The sequence below is a fragment of the Curvibacter sp. GW821-FHT09D12 genome (genome assembly GCF_059416245.1).
In genome coordinates this window covers 533,348-551,144 of the sequence record NZ_JBWKOU010000001.1, presented here as the reverse complement: position 1 = coordinate 551,144, position 17,797 = coordinate 533,348, and the positions used below count along the sequence as shown (strand labels likewise).

General features: G+C 66.0%; 16 protein-coding genes. 8 read left to right on the top strand and 8 right to left on the bottom strand.

Annotation, left to right across the window (positions count from 1 at the left end):
• Positions 1–65: 65 nt before the first annotated feature.
• The 3 genes from AC07PT_RS02560 (at position 66) to AC07PT_RS02550 (ending at position 2,920) form a co-directional block, all read left to right on the top strand.
• Positions 66–338 carry a hypothetical protein gene (locus AC07PT_RS02560; RefSeq protein ID WP_492345360.1) on the top strand — a complete coding sequence of 91 codons (273 nt, stop codon included), beginning with the start codon at positions 66–68 and terminating at the stop codon, positions 336–338.
• A 158-nt stretch (positions 339–496) separates the two neighbouring features.
• On the top strand, positions 497–1,549 hold the full coding sequence (locus AC07PT_RS02555) for a P1 family peptidase (RefSeq protein ID WP_494655665.1): 1,053 nt from the start codon (positions 497–499) through the stop codon (positions 1,547–1,549).
• A 9-nt stretch (positions 1,550–1,558) separates the two neighbouring features.
• Positions 1,559–2,920 carry a TAXI family TRAP transporter solute-binding subunit gene (locus tag AC07PT_RS02550; RefSeq protein ID WP_492345358.1) on the top strand — a complete coding sequence of 454 codons (1,362 nt, stop codon included), beginning with the start codon at positions 1,559–1,561 and terminating at the stop codon, positions 2,918–2,920.
• Positions 2,921–2,953: 33 nt separating this feature from the next.
• On the opposite strand, the gene AC07PT_RS02545 is transcribed toward AC07PT_RS02550, so the two are convergent.
• Entirely contained in the window at positions 2,954–5,521 is a 2,568-nt protein-coding gene (locus tag AC07PT_RS02545; RefSeq protein ID WP_494655664.1) for a DUF1631 family protein, read from the bottom strand.
• Between the two features lie 79 nt (positions 5,522–5,600).
• Entirely contained in the window at positions 5,601–7,262 is a 1,662-nt protein-coding gene (gene ettA / locus AC07PT_RS02540) for an energy-dependent translational throttle protein EttA (protein ID WP_492345356.1), read from the bottom strand.
• 231 nt (positions 7,263–7,493) lie between these two features.
• Between ettA and AC07PT_RS02535 the strand changes: the two genes are divergently transcribed.
• Together AC07PT_RS02535 and AC07PT_RS02530 are read left to right on the top strand one after the other, a co-directional pair.
• The gene (locus AC07PT_RS02535) at positions 7,494–9,311 is read left to right on the top strand and encodes a DEAD/DEAH box helicase (protein ID WP_494655663.1); all 1,818 of its coding nucleotides are present in this window, start codon (positions 7,494–7,496) and stop codon (positions 9,309–9,311) included.
• 8 nt (positions 9,312–9,319) lie between these two features.
• Positions 9,320–10,375: an endonuclease/exonuclease/phosphatase family protein gene (locus AC07PT_RS02530; protein ID WP_492345354.1), complete on the top strand. Its 1,056-nt coding sequence runs from the start codon at positions 9,320–9,322 to the stop codon at positions 10,373–10,375.
• Positions 10,376–10,400: 25 nt separating this feature from the next.
• Here the strand turns inward: AC07PT_RS02530 and AC07PT_RS02525 are convergent, their stop codons facing one another.
• Positions 10,401–10,820, bottom strand: a complete 420-nt coding sequence (locus AC07PT_RS02525; RefSeq protein ID WP_494655662.1) for a cupin domain-containing protein — start codon at positions 10,818–10,820, stop codon at positions 10,401–10,403.
• A gap of 91 nt (positions 10,821–10,911) precedes the next feature.
• On the opposite strand from AC07PT_RS02525, the gene AC07PT_RS02520 reads away from it, so the two are divergent.
• Complete coding sequence (locus AC07PT_RS02520; protein WP_492345352.1) at positions 10,912–11,715, top strand: SDR family NAD(P)-dependent oxidoreductase; 804 nt, start codon at positions 10,912–10,914, stop codon at positions 11,713–11,715.
• Between the two features lie 16 nt (positions 11,716–11,731).
• Here AC07PT_RS02520 and AC07PT_RS02515 read toward each other — a convergent pair whose 3' ends face one another.
• Entirely contained in the window at positions 11,732–12,235 is a 504-nt protein-coding gene (locus tag AC07PT_RS02515) for a MarR family winged helix-turn-helix transcriptional regulator (protein WP_492345351.1), read from the bottom strand.
• A gap of 53 nt (positions 12,236–12,288) precedes the next feature.
• Here AC07PT_RS02515 and AC07PT_RS02510 point away from each other — a divergent pair, with 53 nt between their 5' ends.
• Together AC07PT_RS02510 and gloA are read left to right on the top strand one after the other, a co-directional pair.
• Complete coding sequence (locus tag AC07PT_RS02510; protein ID WP_492345350.1) at positions 12,289–12,882, top strand: PaaI family thioesterase; 594 nt, start codon at positions 12,289–12,291, stop codon at positions 12,880–12,882.
• Positions 12,883–12,939: 57 nt separating this feature from the next.
• Entirely contained in the window at positions 12,940–13,386 is a 447-nt protein-coding gene (gloA, locus tag AC07PT_RS02505; RefSeq protein ID WP_494655661.1) for a lactoylglutathione lyase, read from the top strand.
• A 62-nt stretch (positions 13,387–13,448) separates the two neighbouring features.
• Here the strand turns inward: gloA and AC07PT_RS02500 are convergent, their stop codons facing one another.
• From AC07PT_RS02500 to AC07PT_RS02485, 4 genes are all read right to left on the bottom strand, one after another.
• Positions 13,449–14,711 carry a type II toxin-antitoxin system HipA family toxin gene (locus tag AC07PT_RS02500; protein ID WP_494655660.1) on the bottom strand — a complete coding sequence of 421 codons (1,263 nt, stop codon included), beginning with the start codon at positions 14,709–14,711 and terminating at the stop codon, positions 13,449–13,451.
• Between the two features lie 16 nt (positions 14,712–14,727).
• A complete protein-coding gene (locus tag AC07PT_RS02495) occupies positions 14,728–15,270 on the bottom strand; it encodes a helix-turn-helix domain-containing protein (RefSeq protein WP_494655659.1) in 543 nt (180 codons plus the stop codon).
• Positions 15,271–15,428: 158 nt separating this feature from the next.
• The gene (locus AC07PT_RS02490) at positions 15,429–16,892 is read right to left on the bottom strand and encodes an N-acyl-D-amino-acid deacylase family protein (protein ID WP_494655658.1); all 1,464 of its coding nucleotides are present in this window, start codon (positions 16,890–16,892) and stop codon (positions 15,429–15,431) included.
• On the bottom strand, positions 16,882–17,790 hold the full coding sequence (locus AC07PT_RS02485; protein WP_494655657.1) for a MurR/RpiR family transcriptional regulator: 909 nt from the start codon (positions 17,788–17,790) through the stop codon (positions 16,882–16,884). The genes AC07PT_RS02490 and AC07PT_RS02485 overlap by 11 nt, the downstream gene beginning before the upstream one ends.
• Positions 17,791–17,797: the final 7 nt, after the last annotated feature.

Genomic DNA, 17,797 nt, shown 5'->3' with positions numbered 1-17,797 from the left:
ATTTCGCATTTCCTCCGTCCAACGAACAAAGTCCACCGGTGCCGAAGGCGCCCCGCCCAGCCCCCATGACGCCATCCCATCAACTTGACGCCCTGACCTCCTTGTTCGACAGTTTGCGCAGCGGCAGCCTGTCACCCCACGAGTTCAGTCACCAGGCCCGCCTTTTCGAGATCTTGCTGGCCGCGCTGCCCCCCGCATTTGGCGAGGTTCTGGGGCAGTTGCTGGACCGGCTGGAGTCTTCGGCCCTGTTCTCGGAAGAGAGCTGCTCGTTCAGCCAACAGGGCCTGATCGACCACCTGCAGGTCTGGATCGACAAGGCGCGCAGCCGCCTGGCCTGAGCTGGCCCAATGCGCCGGCCAGCCCGGTTCGCGAAAATGGGCGGCCGGTCGGGCGCCTTGGGCAAGTCGTGGGCGCCTGAGGCACGCAGGGCTTGCCAGCCACCTGCGCCCATAATCGGGCGCTGCCTTTCATCGCCCTCGCCCCCCAGCCACACCGAATGACCCAAGCCGTCCGCTCCCCCCTCCCCACCCCGGCCACCTTGCGCCGCCGCCACCCTGGCAGCATCACCGACGTGCCCGGCATCGAGGTGGGACATTTCACCGACCCGCGCCGACCCACCGGCTGCACCGCCATCCTGGCCCGCGAAGGTGCGGTAGCCGGTGTGGACGTGCGCGGCGCGGCCCCTGGCACGCGCGAGACCGACTTGCTCGACCCCTCCAACCTGGTTCAGCAGGTGCATTCCATCGTGTTGGCCGGTGGCAGCGCCTGGGGGCTGGAGGCCGCCACGGGTGCCGTGCGCTGGCTGGAGGAGCAAGGCGTGGGCTTCAACGTGGGCGTGGGTCGCCTGCCCATCGTGCCCTCCGCCGTGCTGTTCGATCTGCTGGTCGGCGACATGCGCATCCGCCCGGACGCGGCTGCGGGTTACGCGGCCTGCGCGGCGGCCGGCACCCGACGACCTGCCGAAGGCAACGCCGGCGCCGGCACGGGCGCCGCCGTGGGCAAGATCTTCGGCATCGACCGGGCCATGAAAGGGGGCGTGGGCACCGCTTCGTTGACCGTGGCCGGGGTCACGGTGGGCGCTTTGGTCGCCTGTAACGCGCTGGGGGATGTGATCGACCCCGACACCGGCGCCGTCGTCGCCGGCGCCCGCACCCTGAACGGAAAAAATCTGCTGGACAGCCGACGCGCCCTGCTGCGCGGCGAGCCACCCAAACCTTTGCTGCCTGGCACCAACACCACCCTGGCCGTGGTGGCCACCGATGCCCCCCTGAGCAAGACCCAGGCACACCGGCTGGCCGTCTCAGGGCATGACGGCCTGGCCCGGGCCATCAACCCGGTGCACACCCCCTCGGACGGCGACACCGTGTTCGCATTGGCGACCGGGCGTGCCGCCAGTTCGCCGGGCATGATGGTACTGGCCACCTTGGCTGCCGAAGTGACGGCCCGCGCCACCTTGAACGCCGTGCTGGCAGCCCGTGGCCTGACCACGGCAGAGGGCCTGCGCCTGCCTGCGGCCGCCGATGTGTACCGGCCACGCCGAGCACGCTGAGGAGTCGCCATGTCCAGCCTGTCACGCACCCTGCGTTATTACCTGCTCACCCTGCGCGACCTGCTGGTGTCTGCGGGGCCCATCGCTCTGTTGCCCGTGCTGTTGCTCGGGCTGGCCTACTGGTGGCTCAACCCCAACCCGCCACGCGAGGTGACCCTGGCCACCGGCCCAGCCCAGAGCGCTTACGAACGCTTTGGCAAGGCCTATGCCGAGGCCTTGGCCCGCGAAGGCATCACCGTGCACTTGCTACCTTCCGAGGGCTCGGCCGCCAACCTGCAGTTGCTGGCTGAAGGTCGCGCCGACCTGGGTTTTGTACAGGGCGGCACAGCCTCGGCCGAGACCGCCGACGACGACCAGGCCCTGGTGTCGCTGGGCAGCCTGTTTGTCGAACCGATCTGGGTGTTTTACCGGCCCAGCGCGACAGCCGCAGAGCAGGCCAGCAGCAGCCGCCCACTCAACAGCCTGGTTCAGTTGCGTGGCCTGCGCGTCAACGTGGGGGCCCCCGGTACCGGTGTGCCGGCCTTGATGAACCAGATGCTGCAGGCCAATGGCCTGGACCCGGCCAAACTCAAGCTGTCGCACCTGGCCCAGACCGAGGCCACGGTGGCGTTTCTGGCGGGTGAACTGGATGCGGTGGTGTTTGCCTCGGCCCCCGAATCGGCCTTTGTGCGCATGCTGCTTCAGACCCCCGGCGTGCAGTTGATGAATTTTGTGCAAAGCGAGGCCTATGCACGGCGCTTTCCCTACCTGAGCCCGGTCACCCTGCCGCGTGGCATGGTGGATCTGGCACGTGACTTGCCGGGGCGGGACCTGCGCCTGGTGGCCTCGACCACTTCGCTGCTCGCCCACGAAGACACCCACCCGGCCCTGCAGCAGCTGTTTGCCCAACAGGCCTTGCGCCTGCATGGCGGGGCGGGCTGGTTCAACCGGGCGCGCGAGTTTCCCAATCTCAACCACAGCGAACTGCCGCTGAGCCGTGAAGCCGAGCGCGCCTACACCGAGGGCCCGTCGATCCTGCAGCGGCACCTGCCCTTCTGGCTGGCCAACCTGGTGCAGCGCATGGCCCTGGCCCTGGGCGTGATCGTGGCCATCGTGCTGCCCTTGAGCCGGGTGGTGCCACCGCTGTATACTTTCCGGGTGCGCTCACGGGTGTTCCGCTGGTACGGGCGCCTGCGCGACATCGAAGGCCGCTTCGACCGCCAGGAAGCCGATGCGCCCAGCCTGTTGGCCGAGCTTGACGAGGTGGAACAGCAACTCAGCCACATCCACCTGCCCCTGTCCTACACCGACGAGTTGTACGCGCTGCGCAGCCACCTGCTGTGGGTGCGCCGCCGCCTGAGCGGCGAGCCCGTGCCCAGCACCACCGCCTGAGCACGAAACAGGAAAAAGCACCACAGGCCCCCCTCAGCCTTTGTCAGGCCGGGGATCTGAGGCCGCGTCGGCCCCGGGTGTGGAGACAGTGTTGCGCAAGGCGGTGCGGGCCACTTCGTCCAGGGCCCCAGCCACCACAGGCTGGGTGCTGAGCACGCGCATCAGGCCCTCGCGCATCATGCGTTCGCGCATGCGCCGGGTCATCGACTGGGTACTGCCATCGGGGCGGGTGAACAAAAACAAGGTGCCATGTGGGCTGGCCCAGGTCAGCTGGGTGCGTTGCCAACCTTTGCCCGTGTTCATCTCGACCCAGTTGCCCAGCTCCAGGGCCGGCATCGCTTCGTTGATCAGGGGCGGCAACAGGGGCGGCGCATCGTCCTGGGCAGGTGGCTCGGACGGCAATGTCAGGAACCCGGAGTCCCGCGCCTCTTGCGGCGCCAGCCAGGCCGGGTTGTCATCCAGTTCAATGGCTTCGGGCCTGCCCGGTGGCGGCTCTGAGGGGGCCTTGGGCGCAGTGGACGGCAGTTCAGCGGGGGCCGGCGGCGGCGGCAGCACACCCGTGCGGTAGCCCGCCTGGTGCAGCACGATCAGCTTTTCCAGAAAGGCGCTGGTCTGCACCGGCGGGTAGTCGATGGTCTTCAGCCCCTCACGCAGGCGGCCCAGCAGGCTGGGAATCAGCCGCGTCAGACGCCCCGGGTTGCGTCGCGTGAGCACGGGCTGAGCACTCCACAGCAGTTCGTCAACCAGCGCGAGGTAATGCCCAGGGTCGCCCTCAGAAGCCCGCTCGCCCAACCGGGCCTGCGCCATCACCTGTGCCCACGGGCCCAACAGGAACTCACTGACCTCGGCAGGAACCTGAGCCAGGTCCGGCAGGCCCTTGATCTCCTGGCGCATGCGGATCGCCAGCAGATTGCGCTGCTCGGCATGCAGCAATGCCTTCACCGCCAGATCACGCTTGCGGCGCTCAGCCTCATGGTGCTCGTTCCAGGCACGCTCCAACTCCTTGAACGCCACCTCGAACGGACCCGGGCCATCCATGGCGGCCTTGCCCAGCATCGCCACCACCTGGTGCACCGGGGCCATGAAAGCCTCAAAACCCGGTGCGTTCTCGTTCTCGAAAGCCAGGCTGCGCTGGGTCAGTTCGTCGAGCAGGCGGCGCGCCGGATGGGCCTTGTCGCTGAAAAAACGCTGATCCACCACCACCAACTGGGCCAGTGGCGTCTCCAACTCACGCACGGTCTGGCGCACGACCTGTGGCAGCCGTGTGTCGCGGGTGATGTTGTCAATCATCAGGGCGACCACCTCCAGCGCCACCAGCGGCCCCACCTCCTGACCTTGTCGGCGCAGTTGTTCACGCAGTTCACGCACGCTGATCGTGCGCCCTGCCGGAGCCACCGCCCCCTGGCGCTGGGCCAGGCGCTGAAGAACCTGGCTCACCTCACGTTCGTTGCTCAAGGCATCGAAGGCTGCCGGCAGCGTGCTGTCGAAGTCAGTGTGGTTCACCTCATCCGGCTCGCCCTCAAACTGCCGCTCGAATTGCTGGGCGAAGCTTTCCAGCCGCGAGGCATCCGGCCCGGCGCCACGGCCCGCCGCTCCCCGGCTGTTGCCATCGCTGGCCAGCAGGCGGCGCAACTGATCAACCGTCAGCGCACTGGCCTCGTCCGCGTCACGCGGCCCCAGGGGGCCCGGCAGAGACTGTGGCAAGGCATCCAGGTAGAGCGGCGGAGCCCCCGCGCCACTGCGGCGTGGCGGCACCGATCCGCCTGCGGTGGCAGAGCGATCAACGGACGAACCCGCCCGCACCGCCGGCCCGCCCTGCCCCCGGCCCACGCCGGTGCCGGCCCCCGGGCCTCGAGCAACGCTGCCAACACCCGCTGAGGGCGGGGCCGCGGCGGGCAGCACCTCCGGCACATAGACCGGTCGGTTGCTGCCCTCCTGCTGGGCAACCGTGTAAAGCGCCGGTTTGATGCCACGCTGGTGCAGCTTGTGATTGAGAAAGCGGTAGAAATCGTTGAGCTCTTTGCCCAGCAGACTGCACATCTGCTGGGTCCAGACCATGCGCACGGCCGCCGACACGGGCACGCTCTCCAGCGAGTGCTGAAGGGCACGCAAATACATTTCTGGCCGGAAGGGATTGCGCTCGGGAATCACCACCGGCAGGCCCTGCAAGGCGCAGCTCAAGGTGTTCAGCTCGGGCAAGGTGGGGTCCACGGCGTGCAGGGTCATCTGCAAGGCCCGCGCCAACTCCACCCGGCTTTGCACCTGATCCTCGTCCATCAGCTCCAGCTGATCGAACTTGAGTTGCATCAGCGACTGGCTCTGGGATTTTTCCGTTGTCGCCTGCGGCGACTCCAGCAGCCCCTGGTTGACGCGGGTCACAAAGCCGTCGACCAAGACCCGCTGATGGCGCCCCAATTCATCGATGGCCGCGGTGACCGCGTTGCGGTCGGTGAAGCTGCGCCCGGTGCTCTCGCGCTGACGCAGGTTGTGGCGGGTGAAATCGACCAGCTTCTCGATCAACAGGCGCGCCTCACGACGCGCATCTTCCAGACACTCCTGAAGCACGGCAGAGGGCGGGCTGCTGGGCGGCTGGGCGGACATGGGTAGGCTCCTAGGGTGCAGCCCGGCCCGACACAAAAACGGGGCCATGGGGCCCCGTCATTGTTTCAGTTTTTTACGCTTATTTCAGTGCCTTGAATCGGACACGCTTGGGTTTGGCGCCTTCTTCACCCAGACGCTTCTTCTTGTCGGCTTCGTACTCCTGGTAGTTGCCGTCGAAGAAGTTCCACTGGCTGTCGCCTTCGGCCGCCAGGATGTGGGTGGCGATGCGGTCCAGGAACCAGCGATCGTGGCTGATGACCAGGATGGTGCCCGCGAATTCGAGCAAGGCATCTTCCAGGGCGCGCAGGGTTTCCACGTCCAGGTCGTTCGAGGGTTCGTCCAGCAACAGCACGTTGCCGCCGGCAATCAGGGTTTTGGCCAGGTGCAGACGGCCGCGCTCACCACCCGACAGCAGACCCACCTTTTTCTGCTGGTCGCCACCGTTGAAGTTGAAGCGACCGCAGTAGGCGCGGCTGGCCATCTGGAACTTGCCCACGGTGAGGATGTCCAGCCCACCGGACACGTCTTCCCAGACGGTCTTGTCGTTGGCCAGTTCGTCGCGGTTCTGGTCCACATAGGCCATCTTGACGGTCTGACCCACCACCACTTCGCCCGAATCGGGTTGCTCGCGGCCGGCGATCATCTTGAACAGGGTCGATTTACCGGCGCCGTTCGGGCCGATGATGCCGACGATGGCACCCGCCGGGATGTTGAAAGTGAGGTTGTCGATCAGCACGCGGTCACCGAAGGACTTGCTGACGTTCTTGAACTCGATCACCTGGCTGCCCAGGCGGTCGGCCACAGGAATGAAGATTTCCTGAGTTTCGTTGCGCTTCTGGTATTCGTAATCGCTCAGTTCTTCGAAGCGGGCAATGCGGGCCTTGCTCTTGGCCTGACGGCCCTTGGCGTTCTGGCGCACCCATTCCAGTTCTTTCTTGAGCGCCTTGGCACGGGCTTCTTCGCCCTTTTGCTCGGACTCCAGGCGAGACTGCTTCTGGTCCAGCCAGGTGCTGTAGTTGCCCTTGTAGGGAATGCCGTGGCCCCGGTCGAGTTCCAGAATCCACTCGGCGGCGTTGTCCAGGAAGTAGCGATCGTGGGTGATGGCCACCACGGTGCCCGAGAAGCGGGCCAGGAACTGCTCCAGCCAGTCGACCGATTCGGCGTCCAAGTGGTTGGTGGGTTCGTCGAGCAGCAGCATGTCGGGCTTGGACAGCAGCAGGCGGCACAGCGCCACGCGGCGCTTTTCACCCCCCGAGAGCTTGCCGATCACGGCATCCCAGGCCGGCAGGCGCAGCGCGTCGGCCGCGATTTCAAGCTGGTGGTCGGAGGCGTCGCCAGCGGTGGCGATGATGGCCTCCAGCTTGGCCTGTTCGGCGGCCAGGGCATCGAAATCAGCGTCTTCCTCGGCGTAGGCGGCATACACCTCTTCGAGGCGCTGCTGGGCGGCCTTGATCTCACCCATGCCGCTTTCAACCGACTCGCGCACGGTTTGTTCGGGATCGAGTTGGGGCTCTTGGGGCAGGTAGCCGATCTTCAGCCCGGCCATGGGGATGGCTTCGCCCTCGATCTCCTTGTCGATGCCGGCCATGATCTTCAGCAGGGTCGACTTGCCCGAGCCGTTCAAGCCCAGCACGCCGATCTTGGCGCCCGGGAAGAAGCTCAGCGAAATGTCCTTCAGGATCTGACGCTTGGGCGGCACGATCTTGCCGACTCGGTTCATGGAAAAAACGTATTGGGCCATGTTCTGCTTTGATGGAAAAAGTGACGATTCAATCCGTGATTATCGACTCATGCGACAATCCCCCTCGTTGCGCTCACCAGTAAACGCAACATCAGCGATCTGCTGCGGGCCAGAAGGGCCTGAACCAAGCCCTTGCCTGACCCACCCTGAAGTTCATCTGCCTAGACTGGCCCAGCGCTGCCAAGCGCCTGGACAGGCCGATTCCCCAGTGCCCGGCAAGGGCACCACACCATGACTTTTGACGATCTGAACCTCGCTCCGGCGATTCTCAAAGCCGTTAGCGAACAAGGCTACGAAAACCCAACCCCGATTCAGGCACAGGCCATTCCCGCTGTGCTTGAAGGCCAGGATCTGCTGGCAGGTGCCCAGACTGGCACCGGCAAGACCGCCGCTTTCACCCTGCCCGTGCTGCACAAGCTGAGCCTGGGCAACCGTGCCACCAACCGCACCGGCGGCGTCGGCATCCGCGCCCTGGTGCTCACCCCCACCCGCGAACTCGCGGCCCAGGTGGAAGAGTCGGTGCGCGACTACGGCAAATACCTGCAACTGAGCTCGGCCGTCATCTTCGGCGGCGTGGGCATGAACCCGCAGATCAGCACCCTCAAGCGCGGCGTCGACATCCTGGTGGCCACACCGGGCCGCCTGCTCGACTTGCAACAGCAAGGTCACCTGGACCTGTCCAACGTGCAGATCCTGATCCTGGACGAAGCCGACCGCATGCTCGACATGGGCTTCATCCACGACGTGAAGAAGGTGCTGGCCCTGGTGCCCAAGGAAAAGCAGAGCCTGCTGTTCTCGGCCACCTTCAGCGACGAGATCCGCGACCTGGCCGCCACCTTGCTGCGCAACCCGCAAAGCATCCAGGTGACCCCGCGCAACACCACCGTGCAACGCATCACCCAGGTGATCCACCCGGTGGGCCGCGGCAAAAAGAAAGCCCTGTTGACCCACATCATCCAGGAACACAACTGGAGCCAGGTGCTGGTGTTCACCCGCACCAAGTTCGGCGCCAACAACGTGGCCGAATACCTGACCAAGAATGGCATCAAGGCCATGGCGCTGCACGGCAACAAGAGCCAGAGCGCCCGCACCCAGGCCCTGCAGGGCTTCAAGAGCGGCGACATCCGCGCCCTGGTGGCCACCGACATCGCGGCCCGCGGCATCGACATCGATGAACTGCCGCACGTGGTGAACTACGAAATCCCCAACGTCAGCGAAGACTATGTGCACCGCATCGGCCGCACCGGCCGCGCCGGCGCCAGCGGCGAGGCCGTGAGCCTGGTCTGCCTGGACGAAGAAGGCTTCATGCAGGACATCGAGCGCTTCACCAAGCAGAACATCGACGTCAAGATCATCGACGGCTTCGGGCCCGAACCCGGCGAGCGGGCCGAGCCCATCGCCATGGGCCGCCAGACCATCTGGGGCGGGGCTGGCAAGCCGCCGAGCCGTGAAGTCATGGCCGCTGCGGCCAAGGCCGCGCGCGCCGAAATGATGCAGCGCATCCGCGAGAACAAAGCCGGCCAAGGTGGCGGCAACGGTGCCGCCCAAGGCAATGGCAATGGCAATGGCGGCGGTGGTCGTGGCCAAGGCGGCGGTGCTGCCGGTGGCGGCCAGCGCAACGGCAACGGCCAAGGTCAAGGCCCCCGTGGTGGCCGCCCGGCCCGCGACGGCCAGGGTGAAGGCGGTGCTCAACAACGCGCCCAGGCACCGCGTCCGCCACGTGCCCCGGGCCACGGCCAAGGCCCACGTGGCCCCCGCCAAGGCGGGGGGGGAGGCGCTGACCGATTTGAAAGCCAGGCCGGCGTTCGTCATGACGCCTCGGCCGCACTGGCCAGCCTGACCGGCCGTGCCGTGCCCGCGCAGCGCAGCACGCCTGCGGGCCAGCCCGACCCGATGCGCACCAGCGTCGACAGCATGGCCGATCGCGGCCGGGGCGGCCGCGGTGGTCGCGGCGGCTTCGGTGGTGGTGGTGGTGGCGGTGGCCGCTCCGGCGGTGGCGGTGGCTTCGGTGGCAACCGCTCCGGCGGTGGTCGTTCGTTCGGTCGTTGATCGGCGCCATGTCGAAAGACCTGGCCCCCCCTTCCGGCTCCTCCGGCAGCACCCGGTACGCCACCCTCTCGGTGGCGACCTGCAATGTGCTCAACCTGGCCAACCCTGGCCGGGTTTACTACCCCAACCAAGATCCCTATACCCAGCACGAGTTTGAACACAAACTCGCCTGGCTGGGTGAGCGCTTTGCCACGCTGAACGCCGACATCCTGGCGGTGCAAGAGGTGTGGGACGAGGCCGCCTTCAAAGGGGCGATCCACCGCAGCAAGCTGCACTACAACGAGATCCGCGTTCCCGGTGCCGAGAACAACGCTCACCAGCAGGGGGCCAGCGGCACACCCCGGCTGGGCCTGGCCACGCGCCTGGGGGTGGAAGAGATCCGTTCGCTCACCGACTATGCCCTGCCCCAGGCCCTGGACATCCCGGGCTGCGGCGTGCACGGGCAATTCGAGCGCCCACCTCTGCTGGCCGTGTTGCGCATGAAGCATGGGCAGCGCATCCGCCTGCTCAATGTGCACCTCAAATCCAAACGCCCGCGCTTCCTGCTTGACGAGCAAGGCCGGTCGCTGGAAGACCGTGACGACCCCAAGATCATGGCCCTGGCCACCTTGCGCTCGCTGATGATGCGAGGGGCCGAGGCCGCCGCCTTGCGCGGCCTGGTGGTGGACCTGCTGAACACCGACAACGCCCCGCTGGTGATGGTGGGCGACTTCAACGACAGCCCGACCAGCGTCACCACTCAATTGGTGGCGGCCACCTCCGAGGTGGCCTACGACAAGTCGGCACGCCGCCTGGCCTTGTTCAATGCCTACGACGTGCAAAGCGAGATGGCACTGCGCAAGGACGTGGCCTATTCCCACATCCACCAGGGCCGCCCCGAGGTGCTGGACCAGATCCTGGTCAGCGAGGGCTTTCTGGCCGAAGGCCGTTTCAGCCTGGGCGATGTGCGCCGCATCCAGTACTTCACCGACCACCTCAACGAGGGGCACAGCCGTACCCGGTCCGACCACGGCTTTGTGCGCGCGCTGCTGCGCCTGCGCCTGCCCGAGGATTACCGGCCCTGAGGCCAGGGCCTTCGGGCCCCCAAGCTCAGTCGCGCAGGAACACGGTCACCAGAGGATCCGGGCCCACCTGCCGGCTCCAATGGCCGTGCACGACAGGGTCAAACACCTCGCCTGCCGGCAAGGTGTCGGCCGAGTAGAAGTGCTGCCCGGGCCCGAACACCCGCGAGACCCCGCCCTGCAGGCCGATTTCCATCTGCCCCTGCAGAATGAACACCCACTGTGGCTCACCGGTGCAATGGAAATCACTGCGGAACCCCACCGGGCTGTGGCGCAACTGGTAACCCTGGGCACTCATGAAGGGGCTGAGTTGCGAGGCCGGCTTGCCTTCGCTCAACGGCAGCGACTCTTCGTGAAAATAGGCACGGCCATCGGCGCCGGTGGCCAACACCACGCGGGTGAAACTGGACTGGCCGCTGGCGGCATCGGTTTGGATCAAGGGTGACATCTGAAAGGGAGCCCGGAGGCTGAAATGAGCGCCGAGCATAGCGCCTGCGGGCCCGGTCCAGCGCAAAAGGACAAGCTGTTAGCATGCCCCGATGACTTCTCACAACGCTTCCATCTCGTTCGGCCTGCAAGGCCGTGTGGCCATCGTCACCGGTGGCTCGCAAGGCATCGGCGAGGCCTGTGTGCGCCGCTTTGTTCGTGAACAGGCCCAGGTCGTGATCGCCGACGTGGCCGATGCCCGCGGTCAGGCCCTGGCGGCCGAGACCGGCGCCCTGTATGTGCACTGCGACGTCAGCCGCAAGGCCGACGTTGAGGCCCTGGTGGCGGCCACACTGCAGGCCCATGGCCGCATTGACATCCTGGTCAACAACGCCGGCATCTTCAAGGCCGCCGATTTTCTGGACATCACCGAAGCCGACTTCGATGCTGTGCTCGACGTCAACCTCAAGGGCGCATTCCTGGTCGGCCAGGCGGTCGCGCGCGCCATGGTGCAGCAGGCCAGCACCACCCCCGAACGGGCCCCCGGGTCGATCATCAACATGAGCTCGGTCAATGGCGTACTGACCATTCCGACCATTGCCAGCTACAACGTGAGCAAGGGGGGCATCAACCAGCTCACCCGGGTGATGGCCCTGGCCCTGGCCGATCAGGGCATCCGCGTCAATGCCGTGGCCCCGGGCACCATCGCCACCGAGCTGGCCGCCCAATCGGTGCTGACCAGTGACGAGGCCCGGCGCCGCATCATGAGCCGCACCCCATTGAAACGCCTGGGCACGCCTGAAGAGATGGCCGACGTGGTGGCCTGGCTGGCCAGCGATGCCTCCAGCTATGTGACCGGCGAGATCGTCGTGGCCGACGGGGGCCGCATGACGCTCAACTACACCGTCGCTGCCTGAACCCCGGGCCTGACGCTCAAGCCCCGGCTGCCTGCTCAGCCGCCACCGGCTCGGCGGCCGGCTCGACCAGAAGTTCCATGCAGTCGTCGATCAACCCGTGCAGTGCCACCACGGTGGCCTCGCCCAGCATCTCGTTCAGGCCGAGTTGGGCCACCTTCCAGAGCGCCTGAGCTTCACGTCGTTTTTCCCGCCCGGCCTCGGTGATGTGCACCAGGCGACTGCGGGCATTCTGACCCGGGCCCAGCAGCAGCCAGCCCGCGTCCATGAGCGGGCGCAGATTGCGTGTGAGCGTTGAGGCATCCATGGCCATGCTGCGCGCCAGCTCGGAAGGCTGGATGGGTCCCAGCCGATCCACCGTGCTCAACAGGGAATATTGGGTGGTCTTCAAGCCGCAAGAACTCATCTGCGCGTCGTAATGCTGGGCTACCTGTCGCATCAGGCGGCGCAGCTTGAAATTCGTGCAGCCCTGCGGACGGGCTGTCGCGTCCTTGACAGTTTCGGAGGGGGTGCGCTTGTTCATGAGTTCATTGTATTTGCAATAATTGCATCTGCAATATTTAACGGAGTTCGACCATGCGCACTGCCAACCCACCCAGCAGCCACGCCGACGCCCATCCTACGGCAGACTCTGCTGAAGCCACGCTGCAGCGCTGGCTGCAAGAAGAAGCCGCCATCCGCGCCCAACTGGACCAAGGTGCCGGCCCCGGCGTGGCCCGCCCCGAGCAGATCGCCGGCAAGACAGGCCTGCAGCAGATGCAGGCCATGCTGGAAGGCACCCTGCCCTATGCCGAAATCGCAAGCACGCTGGATTTTCTCATCATCGAGGCCACCCAGGGCCGCGCCGTGTTCCAGGGCACGCCCCGACAGCAGCACCTGAACCCCATGGGCACGGTGCATGGGGGCTGGTTTGCCACCCTGCTCGACTCGGCTCTGGGTTGCGCGGTGCACACCTGCATGCTGCCTGGCCGGGGCTACACCACGGCCGAACTGGGGGTGAATCTGGTCAAGGCCATCACCCCCAAGATCAGCCGGGTGCGCGCCGAGGGCCGCGTCATCCACTGCGGGCGCCAACTGGCCACGGCCGAGGCGCGTCTGGTGGGGCCTGATGGCACCTTGTACGCCCATGCCACCACAACCTGCCTGGTGTTCGACCTGCCCCCACGCTGAACAAGGCAGAAAGCCGCAGAATAAGCACCTTGTCTTTGCCTTTTGATGGACCCCCGAATGCGGTTTCTGCACACCATGCTTCGCGTTGGCAACCTCCAGCGCTCGATTGATTTCTACACCCAGGTGCTGGGCATGCAATTGCTGCGCACCTCGGAAAACCCCGAGTACAAGTACTCGCTGGCCTTCCTGGGCTACGGCCGCAACCCCGAACACGCCGAACTGGAGCTGACCTACAACTGGGGCGTGGAAAGCTATGAGCTGGGCACGGCCTACGGCCACATTGCCCTGGGCGTGCCCGACGCCTACGCCGCCTGCGACAAGATCAAGGCCGCCGGTGGCAACGTCACGCGCGAGGCCGGCCCGGTCAAGGGCGGCAGCACCGTGATCGCCTTTGTGACGGATCCGGATGGGTACAAGATCGAGTTGATCCAAAGACCACCAACAGCTGACGCCAAGGGCCAGCGCCCGCAGGCCCAAGAGGCCGATCCGCTGCGCAGCGCCTAGCAGGCAGGCAGGCAGGCAGGCAGGCAGGCAGGCAGGCAGGCAGCCTACGCCTGCCTGAGCCATCAAGGCGACAGCGCGAGTTTGAACACACCGGCCATCCGCAGCTGCTCGCGATCAGGAATTTTCAAACCCTGGGCGATCGCCGGCCACTGGCTCACGACGTTTTTGCACCGCAAAATGATCTCGTCCGCCTGTTTCAGTGAGACCCGAAAGTAGCCAGCAACCGATCGGGCCAGCTCAAGATCAAGCGAGTTGTCGGTTGGCCCCACATTGAGCTTCAAGCCCAACGAGTCCGGGACAGGGTTCATGTCGTAGACCTCGGACAGCCGCCAGCCCTTGCCTGGAACCCAGATGAATCCGTGGTTGCGCAGGTGATCGTCGGTGTTGGACACCAGCATGTTGAACACGATCCGGCTCCACAACTCGCGCAAGTCAGCGGCTGGCTGGCAACCCTGCTCGATCAGCACCCGTGCGATCTCCAAATAGCTCACCCCCGTCGACGCGTCTTCGCCATCGAGGTGCCCTGTCAGCGTCATCGCAGAGGCAAAGTGCAGCCTCCCTTGTGGCGTGCGATCAAAGCGCTTCACCAAAAAGGTGTGATGCGCACTCGCAAACCTGCGCCCCAGGCTGGTGGCAACGCGCAGGCCGCACGCCTTGGCCAGGGTCTGAAGCACCAATTCCCAGGCCCCGACGTCGTGCTCGTCTCGAACGCTGGGAAATTTCGCAATCCATAGCTGGCCTTGCGGATCGACCACACTGGCCTTGGGACGCGCACCGCCCAGAGAACCGCCGGGCGCGATCAACAGGCGCAGCCAGTCGTCAGCCGCAGCGGCTGTGTTGTCCTCGTCACGCTCCAATGCCAGGCTGGCCGCCTCCAATTCGCGCAGTTTGACGAAGGGTGGTGCGGCGCTTCCGTGCTGGTTGTCCAGAAATTCTCCTTCACCGTCCAGCTTGAAACGCAGCGCCCCTGAGCGGTAGGTGTCGTGCACGCCCAGCAGGTAATCCGACTCGTACAAACGCACCGTCTTGTCGACGGTGCCGGCGCGCTGAGCTCTCTCAAGACGCCGCCGCATCAGCACCCGCCCCCATCGATCGGGGCTCGAATCGGCGAAGACACCAAAAATCTCATGTCCTTGCGGTGGGTGCTGAGGTCCTTCGAACAGCCCCAGCCGCGGATCCAGGTGCAAGCCCTGAAAACCGCGGTCAGCCAATGCGGACGGCTCAAAGGCGAACTCGAACACTTCACGCCCCGCGCCACGTCGGGCGTACAGCCATCCAAGCCGCGTCGGCCCATCGAGCCCCACCCAATCCGCGTAGACGGCCATGGGGGTGCTCATGGGATCAGCAGCCTGCCTTAGCAGGCGTGACAGCCTTGGCGATGAGGCTGGACAGCGCATCGGCACTGGCGAAGTCGCCGTGCTCGATCCAGCCCTCAAGGTCTGCCTCGACAGCCGGCGTGGGCCCAGCAGGCTGACCGGGTTCTGTCTGAGCTGAGGGAATCGGCGGGCCCAACTGGGACCGACCTCCATCGCTTGCTGAGGAATTGGACAATCGCCTCGTCAGCGGTCCGGCAATCCGCCGTGTGGCACTGACTGCGGGGTGTAGCCGTGCGTCCTGCAGCGCTCGCCCAAGGGGATCGGCCCTTGCCAAAAGATCGAGATCGCCTTCAATCCCAAGCACCTGCATGACCGCAAGGTAGGCCCCCATGGTCACGCCGGCGCCTCCGCGTTCAAGGCTGCGCAAAGTCATCGGAGACATCCCGGCACGCTCAGCCACTTGCTTTGCCGAAAGCTGCCTTCTCAGCCGTGCAAGCCGCAGGCGCTCCCCAAACTGCCGAAGCAGCTCGTCAACAGACGGGAGGAGCGGGGCAGTCTTTTTAGCCATGGTGAAGTTATTTTGCCGTAATGGCTCAAAAATCGCCAAAATATTTACACATCCAAGGGATGGGAGCGGCACCAACAGGCCGGCGGCCGATCGGGCTTGCCAGCCCCAAAGGAAGCCCCTTTTCTCGACGCCGCCCTCCGAGGCCGATCAATTGCCCCTCATTCAGCCCTGCGCGGCAAAAAGCGGCCGGCACGGGCCCGTTCCTGAGCCTCTCCGCCCACAAAACTCAGCACGCCATTGACCCACACCTGCTCAATGCCCTCGCTGAACTGCTGGGGCTGCTCGAAGGTGGCCCGGTCACGCACCCGTGCCGGGTCAAGCAGCACCACATCGGCATGGGCACCTGGGCGCAGTTCTCCCCGATCGGCCATGCGGAAACGGCGTGCCGACAGGCCAGTCATCTTGTGGATCGCCAACTCCAGGCTCAGCATCCCGGTGTCGCGCCAATAGCGGCTCAGCACGCGTGGAAAAGCCCCCCATAGCCGCGGGTGCGGACGTTCGTCGTGGGGCAAGCCGTCTGAACCGATCATGGACAGCGGGTGGGTCACCACCCGATCCACGTCGTCCTGATGCATTTGAAAATAGCAGGCGCCGCCGGGCATGAGGCGCTCGCAGGCCTGCACTTGGCTCAGGCCCCATTCGCGGGCAATGTCTGCCAGGTGCCGGCCCGCCATCTCGGGGTGCGGGACGCTGCCGGTGATGAGAATGTCAATGACACCATCCACCAGATCGCTGCGCAGCACGGTCGAACCGGCGGTGTAAGGGTAGACGTCCAGACCCAGTTCCTGCTCGCGGGCCAAGGACTCCAGCAGGGGCAGGGTTTCACGGGTGCGGCCCCAATTGGCCGGGCCGGCGCATTTGTGGTGCGAGATCACCAGGGGCAAACCGGCCTGACGTGCCGTGCCCGCGGCCTCCAGCAGGGCGGGCAGGATGGCGTCGAGCTCATCCCGGATGTGGGTGGCATACACGCCACCAGCCCGGGCCGCCACGCTGGCCAAGGCCACCAGTTCGTCCTGATCAGCGGCATAGGCTTCCTGGTAGAACACCCCGGACGAAAGCCCCAGTGCCCCCGCGGCCATGGCGTCTTGCAGATCGGCCTGCATGGCAGCGCGTTCTGACGCATTGGCGGGCCGGCTCAGATCATCCATGTGGCGAATGCGCAGCGCGCTGTGCCCCACCAGCGCGGCCACGTTGACGGCGGGCTGCGCCTGCCCCACGGCCGCCGCATAGTCGCTCATGCGCGGATGCCGAAACTGGTGCGGGCCGAGCAGCTTGAGCAGGCCCGGCGGCTCCTGGCTGAGCACCGGCACCAGTGAAATCCCGCAGTTGCCCACGATCACCGTGCTCACGCCCTGGGACAGTTTGGGCAGCATGGCCGGGTGATCCAGCACCGCCGCATCGTCATGGGTGTGGACATCGATGAACCCGGGGGCGAGCACCCTGCCCCGGCAATCCACCTCGCGGCAAGCCGGATGGTCGGCCAGCAGGGGGGGCGGGACCTGGCCCACAGCCACCAGCCGATCGCCCACGATCAACAGGTCGCCCACATAGCCCGCGCGGCCCGTGCCGTCGACGATCAGGCCCTGGCGCAACAAGGTGGCATCGGCTCGATCAGTCGGCATGGCGGCGCTCATCGGGGTTCATGCCGATAAATTCGGCACTGTCAAAGCCATGCTGCTCCAGCAGTTGCCGGAACTGCTGCAGGCCCTGGGTGGCCACCGGGCCCATTTTCTGGGCCAGGCGCACGGTCAGGATTTCGATCATGACGAGGTGAGCCAGGTAGGCCTCCGTGCCCACCCGCATGACAGCGTCCGGCGGTACCGACACATCGAGCAGCAGGTCGGCCATGTCCGCCAAAGGAGTTCCGGGCTGGGTCAGTGCCACCACGGTGGCACCGCGCGACTGGGCAAAGCGGGCGGCCTCCAGGGTGTAGGGCATGCGCCCCACATGGGACACGACAAAGGCCACGCCTTGCGGCCCCAGGGTGTGCGCCGACACCAGTTGCTGATGCGCATCGAAAATGGCATGGGCCGGCCGCCCCAGGCGGAACAGCCGGCTTTGCAACTCGCTGGCCATGAAGGTCGAAGCTGCCCCCACCGAGTAGCAATCGATGCGTGAGGCCGCAGCCAGTTTTTCCACCACCTGGTCCATCCGGTCGGGGTTGATGCGGCGCCCCAGATCGGTCAGCGACGACACCGCCGCATGGATGATCTTGCTGGCCACGTCCGAGCCCGAGTCCTCGTTCAACACCGAGCGATGCAGGTGCGACCCCGTGACCGCCAGGTCTTGAGCCAGGCTGACCATGAACTCGCGCACCGAGTCGTGCCCAAAACTGCGCGCCGTGCGCACGATGGTGGGCATGGACACACCCGCCTGCTGGGCCAGTTGCTCGACCGTGGCGGCCACCGCAGCGCGGGGGTCAGACAATACCAGTTGCACCACACGGCGTTGGGCCTCAGGCAGGTCAGCCTGCCGATCACGCATCTGCCGCAGCAGGCTGGGGTGGGTAAATTCAGACATTCGCCGG

Bases quoted from the DNA above. Each gene is read 5' to 3' on its own strand.
- AC07PT_RS02560 (WP_492345360.1), top strand. From the start codon at position 66: ATGACGCCATCCCATCAACTTGACGCCCTGACCTCCTTGTTCGACAGT.
- AC07PT_RS02535 (WP_494655663.1), top strand. From the start codon at position 7,494: ATGACTTTTGACGATCTGAACCTCGCTCCGGCGATTCTCAAAGCCGTT.
- gloA (WP_494655661.1), top strand. From the start codon at position 12,940: ATGCGGTTTCTGCACACCATGCTTCGCGTTGGCAACCTCCAGCGCTCG.
- AC07PT_RS02530 (WP_492345354.1), top strand. From the start codon at position 9,320: ATGTCGAAAGACCTGGCCCCCCCTTCCGGCTCCTCCGGCAGCACCCGG.
- AC07PT_RS02490 (WP_494655658.1), bottom strand. From the start codon at position 16,892: ATGCCGACTGATCGAGCCGATGCCACCTTGTTGCGCCAGGGCCTGATC.
- AC07PT_RS02555 (WP_494655665.1), top strand. From the start codon at position 497: ATGACCCAAGCCGTCCGCTCCCCCCTCCCCACCCCGGCCACCTTGCGC.
- AC07PT_RS02545 (WP_494655664.1), bottom strand. From the start codon at position 5,521: ATGTCCGCCCAGCCGCCCAGCAGCCCGCCCTCTGCCGTGCTTCAGGAG.
- AC07PT_RS02525 (WP_494655662.1), bottom strand. From the start codon at position 10,820: ATGTCACCCTTGATCCAAACCGATGCCGCCAGCGGCCAGTCCAGTTTC.
- AC07PT_RS02515 (WP_492345351.1), bottom strand. From the start codon at position 12,235: ATGAACAAGCGCACCCCCTCCGAAACTGTCAAGGACGCGACAGCCCGT.
- AC07PT_RS02510 (WP_492345350.1), top strand. From the start codon at position 12,289: ATGCGCACTGCCAACCCACCCAGCAGCCACGCCGACGCCCATCCTACG.
- AC07PT_RS02520 (WP_492345352.1), top strand. From the start codon at position 10,912: ATGACTTCTCACAACGCTTCCATCTCGTTCGGCCTGCAAGGCCGTGTG.
- AC07PT_RS02550 (WP_492345358.1), top strand. From the start codon at position 1,559: ATGTCCAGCCTGTCACGCACCCTGCGTTATTACCTGCTCACCCTGCGC.
- AC07PT_RS02500 (WP_494655660.1), bottom strand. From the start codon at position 14,711: ATGGCCGTCTACGCGGATTGGGTGGGGCTCGATGGGCCGACGCGGCTT.
- AC07PT_RS02495 (WP_494655659.1), bottom strand. From the start codon at position 15,270: ATGGCTAAAAAGACTGCCCCGCTCCTCCCGTCTGTTGACGAGCTGCTT.
- AC07PT_RS02485 (WP_494655657.1), bottom strand. From the start codon at position 17,790: ATGTCTGAATTTACCCACCCCAGCCTGCTGCGGCAGATGCGTGATCGG.
- ettA (WP_492345356.1), bottom strand. From the start codon at position 7,262: ATGGCCCAATACGTTTTTTCCATGAACCGAGTCGGCAAGATCGTGCCG.